Raw genomic sequence first — 6,982 nt, 5'->3', positions numbered from 1 at the left:
CCCCTAACCCCTCCCAGGAGGGGAAGGCAGGAGGCAGAAGGTTTTCTCAAGAGTGTCACCTTGATTTTATACACGCTCCGATGCTACCGGACATGATATCAGCAGTCAGTTCCTAGCTTTTTAATGGATGAAGACAGCATTTTTTTAACTTCTACTAAATTTTCAACCACAAATCTGAGTTATTAACCCATATAATTTGTGATAGTAAATTATAGATGTATCTCAAAAGCTGATAGCTGAATGTTGAATGCTGAATGCTTACCAGGCAACAGATACTATGTCCGGATAATCAGTGACAAAAAAACCTTCTACCTTTTAACCTTTTTTTCCCTTCTGCCTTCTGCCTCCAGCTCCCGCTGCCTTCTGCCTCCAGCTCCCGCTGCCTTCCTATTTATTCCAAATAAAAATCTTCAGTAATTCTTGCTTCTCTCAATGCCACAGCAATACTAAACTTGTCTCCTACTTCAGCAGTAAAATTCCGCTGAATAAAATTATCGGCATCGCGAGATTCTACAAATGCTAATTCTTCCCCAAACTCATCCATAACTATTAACTTAACTCCCGGTGGTAAATAAATTTGTTCCCCCATCGGATGTACTTGAATATTCACATCTTTTTCTGTATCATTTTCTGCAAGTAAATGCACAATTAAAGCTACCGACTCCTCAGAAAATTGCATTCCTAGATCGATCTTTTTACCCCGGGATATCCCCACTGAACTACGAAAACTATAACCAATTTCTGCTTGCTCAAAATTTAAAACCTCCTCAACAGTTTGCCAACCAGTTTCAAATATCCCCTCAAACCATTGCAGTAAATTTGTACCAGTCGGGCGATCGCCTCTCAACCTCTGCTCATACAACATCTGCAATAAATTCTGGTTTTCTAACAACGCTCCCCACTTCTCAAACTCCACCTCCAACCTGGGAGAATAAGGAGACGATTCCCCCAACTGTGCCACCAAAGCAATTGCTTCATCTAAAGACAAACTTTCTATGGCCTCAACTGATGGTTTTGCCTGGGGACAAAGTTCCCGCGTAACCCACATGACATTTAAATCTTCAGTCATAAATTCTTGCCCTAAATAATAGATTTGATCTAATTCGTCATAGTTTGCTTTGCTTTTGAGATTTTGATAACTGGTGTAACCCCAAATTCTCATCCGATATTCTTCCGGTTCCATTACTGCTGCCAAATAATAGTCACCTACCAAACTTGGCAAGTCTACCCACTCCTGGGGAATAGCAAATTCTTCTGTATCTATTTCTTCTGTGGGTATGAGAATAATTCTAGTTTCTCCTATGGAAAGAGCACTACCGTTTACCACCTCCCAAATTTGATTTAAACTTTCTAAGTCTAATGATATTTGTGGTATTTCTTCTGGTTGTGTATCTTCTGTTAAATATTTAATTGTCATATTTAAACAAAGACGATTCAAATAAGCATTCCACCTAGCTGCATCATTAGAATAATTTTGAGATTCTTGCCAGAGTTGTTCGGTTTCTTCTGGGGAATTTTCTAATAATAATTGGTCTGGAAATACTATTGTTAATTCATCTAGAGTTAATGTCATTTTTGATTTCTCCTATTTATATTCAGAAGGAAGAAGGAAGAGGGAAGAAGGAAGAAGGAAGAAGTTTGTCCTGCTCCGGTAATGTTTAAGGAAGAAGGAAGAGGGAAGAAGAAAGAAGTTTGTCCTGCTCCGGTAATGTTTAAGGAAGAAGGAAGAGGGAAGAGGGAAGAAGTTAGTCCTGCTCCCGTAATGTTTAAGGAAGAAGGAAGAAGGAAGAAGGAAGAAGGAAGAAGAAAGAAGTTAGTCCTGCTCCGGTAATGTTTAAGGAAGAAGGAAGAAGGAAGAAGGAAGAGGGAAGAAGTTTGTCCTACTCCCGTAATGAAAATCTTGGGACAAAACGCCCGCTCCTACCTCCTCGCTCATTCCCATTTCTCCAGTATAGCTGTCTCCTGGCCCTCCTGGGAGGGGCAGGGCTATTTCAAAGTATCGCAAGTTAACGATGAGCGGGAGAATAGGAGTAATGGGGATCAAAGAATAGCAAAATTTACCAAAATTGGCTGATTTTGAGCGCCAATAACGTCCCTTTTGCTCTGACTAAAATGGTGAAAAGTCAATTTAATCATAAATTAAAAGCCTCTATCCCCGTGTCTCCGTGTCTCCGTGTCCCCGTGTCTATTGAGAATGAAACAGCCCTGCCTGGGAGGGGGAGGGGCGAGGGGTGGGTTGCCTCCTGCCTCCTGCCTCCTGCCTCCTGCCTCCTGCCTCTTGACTCCTGACTCCTGCCTCCTGCCTCCTGCCTCCTGCCTCCTGCCTCCTGACTCCTGTCTCCTGACTCCTGACTCCTTCTTCAATTCCACATAGCGTAAGGCGCAATTTTCAACCATTCCTCTACAAAATTGGCGATTCTTTTATTTGCAGACTTTGGTAAACAAATCTCCATTTTTTCCATTATCCATTGCTGTAAAAATATCTGTAGTTTTTGCTGCACCATCTCAATTTCCCCCGCAACTTTTTGCTCAGAAACTTTTAACTTTTCTGCTACAGTATCTAGCTTTAATCTTTCACCATAATGTAGCCGCAAAATCATAATTTTTTCCTTTTTCTGGCCTAATAAATTTTCCTGCAATACCCGATAAAATTGCTGCTGAAAATAGTATTTCAACCAGTCTTTTAAAAATTGACGACGTTCTTCGATAATTCCTTCATTTGGAGTAATTTCCAAATTTGCTTGACACCATTTCTCCAAAGCTATTAATAGCTTTTTTTCACGCTCTTTAATTTTTCGACATATTTGAGATTGGTGCATACCAAATATCTCACTCATTTCAGTTTGCGAGATATTTAAGCCGTAATATAATTGCATTAGTTTCTGACATTCTGGTGTTAGTTTGGAAAACTCAGACAAACACACTGAGATTATTTGCTTTTGTTCTTCACTCTCTGTTTCTTGGGGCGGGTAATTAACTGAAATCATTTTTTCTAGTGTTGAATTTTTCTCAACATATTCAAGAGTACAACAATAGCCTCTTGCTACTTTTTCACAGGCGATAATTGTGTCTTTAATTTGCTGAAAATCAGTTATCTCTTCTAGAGGTTCACTATTATCAGAGGATAATTTATTGTTATAGCGGGAACATAATTTATTATAGTAATTTTTAATATCTTCCCACTGTTTTTTACTTGGTTCTGCTAGCTTTCCTCCAATTTTTTCTGGTTTGCTTCTATAAACTGCTTTATAAGATTTGAATGCTAAAGTACAACTGTCAATTTCTTTTTTTGTATTGATATTTGACTTAGTTTGTAGAGCTTCTATCAGCATTTTTTCACTTAAATATTTAGGTGCAGACCAAGTTGCGTATTTACAAAATTCTTTGCCTACATAAGCTATTTGTCTGACTTGATGTTTTATTTGTCGTTTTGCCCAGGTTATCACTGAGGTGTCAGTAAAATTATATTTAGCAAATATTTTACTAGGTTCAGCTGCGATTTTTCTTGCTTCTTGAAAACAATCTAATTCCTGCCATTTTATGGGTGCCAATTGTTGATTAAGTTCTTGAGTTGCCAGCCAGTAACAGGATTCTTCTAAATATGCTGATAAGTGTTCTTTTTCTAGCTTGTTTTTATTTTTTGTTTGTACTTCTTTAACAAAAAATTTGGCACAATATTCTTCATTTACTTCTGGATATGATTGAAATATGCCATCGAAATTTTTGGCTAGTTTAGGCACTGTTTGGAAATTGATTATTCCTAGTTTATTTGATTTTTCTTCTATGTTGAAGAAGGTCGAAAATTTTGCTTTGATATCTCTGTTTCTGTTAAAAATCATATTTTTACCTTTGATGTAGATGTCACTTCAGTTATCAGTTACAGCACTTCCCGCTGTCCGTGAGCTACTTATGTTTATTGTTTTAGGCAACAGCTCATCTGGCAACAGGGAATGGAGAATAGACAAGAAAGGGTTAACGGAATTGCTGTGTCAGTTATCAGTACCTCCTGTAATACCAATTTTGTCCTGAGATAATGGAGTATTGCTAACCCATTTTGTTTTAATTAGGGCTTGCTGAATAAATCTAAAAGCATTTACAGATAAAGGTTTTAGCCTTTAAGGAGCGAAAAAAAGTGCAACTTTTTCAGCTTGAGCGACCAAAAAGTTAGGATAAAAGGCAGAATAATTGCAGAACAATCTTGGGACAATTCTTACTCCTACCTCCTATAAATTCCCTTTTCTCCTATCTCCTGTCTTCCCCTCCCCTCCTGGGAGGGGCTAGGGGTGGGTTGGGAGGGGGAGGGGTTAGGGGTGGGTTGTCTCCTGTCTCCTACCCTCACCCATAAGACTTTTTCAGCAAACCCTAATTATGACTGTTGTGAATTTTTCAATTAGCTGTAAATCAAGTTATCAGTTAGCAATTAACAGCTATAAACTATAAGCTTGGATTTAAATTTCAACTTATAGAATAGGACAAATTAATAAGAATTTAATCCCCATTAAAATCACATATGTCTAGTTTTAAGTCTAGATCTAAACTGTTTGCTGAAATTATGAATCACTGAAGGCTTGGTCAATTATTTGTATTTAACCTAGCATATCTAGCTAATTGAATGCAAGATATATAAATTATTTTTATTTTTTTTTAGTCATTTATTTATCTCCAAAAAAATGTTTATCTTGTTACTATCTCTATATTGTCTGTAGATTTCTTAATTATGCAGTTATATAATTTCCGGTTGAATAGTTACACTTTGGAGGAGGGAAGGCAGAAGGTAAGCATTCAGCCGTCAGCTAGTGCAAAAAGGCAGAAGGCAAGAGGCTTTAGTTATCTAGGATAGCAGAAGGCAGAAGGGAAGAAAGGTTATTGTACAAGCTTTTGAACCTTTTTTAACTGGTTAGTTATTTCCGCCATCCTGCACTAGCCTCCTGAGTCGGAACTGCGGACTTCAGCAACAAGATTTTCTCCTTAAGGACAGTGTTTAAATTAACAACTGACTTTAAGGGCAAGGGAAGCAACTTTTGTAGTAATATCATGTCCGGTTGAACAGTTATAAATAAACTACTCAGAATTCAGCAATTCTGCAATTTCCTACGGAATGCTACGCAAACAGAATTCAGGAGGGAAGAAAGAAGAAAAGAAGGAGAAAGTTTTTTATCACGCTCGATATAAGACAATTAATAAAGCTTTGATCCTAAACTAAAAGCAATAGCTGAAGTCCGCATTTCCTCCGGAGGAGGCTAGCTAATAGCTGACTGCTGAATGCTTACTAAAAGCAATAGCTGCTAGCTGATGGCTGATATCATGTCCGGTAGCATCGGAGCGTGTATAAAATTAAGGTGACAATGAAAGAAAACCTTCTGCCTCCTGCCTTCCCCTCCTGGGAGGGGTTAGGGGTGGGTTGCCTCCTGCCTTACCTCCTCCAAAGTCTAATTATTCAACCGGACATGATATGACTGCTGAATGCTTACTAAAAGCAATAGCTGAAGTCCGCATTTCCTCCGGAGGAGGCTAGCTGATAACGTAGTTCTGACTATAGGAGGCTGGCTGAGTGCTGAATGCTTACGAAGGCAGGAGTCAGAATTTCCTTCTGCCTTTTCTGATAAGTGCATAAATTTGCTCCTTAAGACAAAGAGGTTTATAGAGACGGAAGTAAACACCATATATTAGGAGTCATGCAAATGTTACTTTATTTCATTAGCTTAAACCTTATTGCTTTATTACCCAATATTATTGCTTTGACAACGTTGCCGGAGTACAGCGACAGCTATATCACTTTTTCCCCATCTAAAGCAACAACTTTAACTTTTGCTTTCATAGATACTCCTGAAATTGAAAAATTACTCTTGAGTCCCCAAGAAGAGGAAGATCCAGATGAAGAACCTGGAAACACTCTTCCTCCTAATTAGGGTTTCTTTTTAAGGAGCGGGGGAGTAGGGAAGTAGGGGAGTAGGGGAGTAGGGGAGTAGGGAAGTAGGGGAGTAGGGGAGTAGGGGAGTAGGGGAGAATTTTTTTGCCCAACTCTTGTTGCTAAAAATGCTAACTTTTTGAGCATGAAGAGTTGAAAACCATGTACTTTTTCAATACCTAAAAAGGCTAAAACCTTTAACTGGTAATTATTTGAGATTTAATCAGCAAACCCTAATTAGGCAGGGCTGTTTCAAAGTACCGTGAGTTAACAATTTAAGGAGAACGAGAGATTAGAGGATCACAAAATAGAGAAATTAGCCACGCATTTGCCGATAAGTGTCATTAAACTTTGTCTAAATATCTGGTTCAATTCCCTCAAAGCCACAACAATTCGTATTTTTAACCTTTAAGAATAATTGATAAATTTGGGGAAAATCGTTGGCTTAAGCGTGGAAAATTCTCCCCTACTCCCTACTCCCCTGCTCCCCTGAAGCCTTAAGCAAGAATGAAACAGCCTTGCCCTAATTAGGGGAGTGTGGGGAGTTAACGAAGTCAGAAGTTAACCCACCCCTACTGCTCCCAGGAGGGAAAGTAGGGGATTTGAGTAAGACTCCAAAAATATTTAGCCTTAAAAGGCGGGGTTTTAGATCCAATTATTTTGATAAAGCAAAGATTTGGCAATAGCGCCCAGATGGAACATTTTTTTATACCGAATTAAACGGATTTGATATAGTACCATTTCTGAATAGACATCTCCAGAAAAGAGGGAACAGGGAACAGGGAACAGGGAACAGGGAACAGGGAACAGGGAACAGGGAACAGGGAACCCACCCCTAACCCCTCCCAGGAGGGGAGCAATTGATAATTTATGGATAAGAATTGATTGAATTTTTGATTTTTGGAGATGTTTAATAGTAATGCTATCTTTGATTACCATCTCCCCATCTCCCCATCTCCCCATCTCCCCAACTCCCCATCTCCCAATCTCCCCATCTCCCAATCCCCCATCTCCCTACCTCCCCATCTCACTACCTCCCCATCTCCCCATCTCCCAATCTCCACATCCCCCCAT

5 protein-coding genes are annotated in these 6,982 nt (G+C 39.1%); 2 read left to right on the top strand and 3 right to left on the bottom strand.

Going from position 1 to position 6,982, the window contains the following annotated elements:
• Positions 1-391: 391 nt before the first annotated feature.
• The gene (locus F6K54_RS37125; protein WP_293088978.1) at positions 392-1,573 is read right to left on the bottom strand and encodes a DUF1822 family protein; all 1,182 of its coding nucleotides are present in this window, start codon (positions 1,571-1,573) and stop codon (positions 392-394) included.
• Positions 1,574-1,654: 81 nt separating this feature from the next.
• Between F6K54_RS37125 and F6K54_RS37120 the strand changes: the two genes are divergently transcribed.
• Positions 1,655-1,831, top strand: coding sequence for a hypothetical protein (locus F6K54_RS37120; protein WP_293088977.1), 177 nt, complete (start codon positions 1,655-1,657; stop codon positions 1,829-1,831).
• A gap of 354 nt (positions 1,832-2,185) precedes the next feature.
• Here F6K54_RS37120 and F6K54_RS37115 read toward each other — a convergent pair whose 3' ends face one another.
• Both F6K54_RS37115 and F6K54_RS37110 read right to left on the bottom strand, forming a co-directional pair.
• Positions 2,186-2,386, bottom strand: a complete 201-nt coding sequence (locus F6K54_RS37115; RefSeq protein ID WP_293088975.1) for a hypothetical protein — start codon at positions 2,384-2,386, stop codon at positions 2,186-2,188.
• Positions 2,361-3,839, bottom strand: a complete 1,479-nt coding sequence (locus tag F6K54_RS37110; RefSeq protein ID WP_293088973.1) for a sigma-70 family RNA polymerase sigma factor — start codon at positions 3,837-3,839, stop codon at positions 2,361-2,363. Before F6K54_RS37110 ends, F6K54_RS37115 begins: the two co-directional genes overlap by 26 nt.
• 1,842 nt (positions 3,840-5,681) lie before the next feature.
• Between F6K54_RS37110 and F6K54_RS37105 the strand changes: the two genes are divergently transcribed.
• Positions 5,682-5,909 carry a hypothetical protein gene (locus tag F6K54_RS37105; protein WP_293088971.1) on the top strand — a complete coding sequence of 76 codons (228 nt, stop codon included), beginning with the start codon at positions 5,682-5,684 and terminating at the stop codon, positions 5,907-5,909.
• Positions 5,910-6,982: the final 1,073 nt, after the last annotated feature.

Source organism: Okeania sp. SIO3B5 (genome assembly GCF_010692555.1).
Classification (GTDB): Bacteria; Cyanobacteriota; Cyanobacteriia; order Cyanobacteriales; family Microcoleaceae; genus Okeania.
The sequence above is the reverse complement of the archived record's forward strand: the minus strand, read 5'-3'. Positions and strand labels throughout refer to the sequence as shown.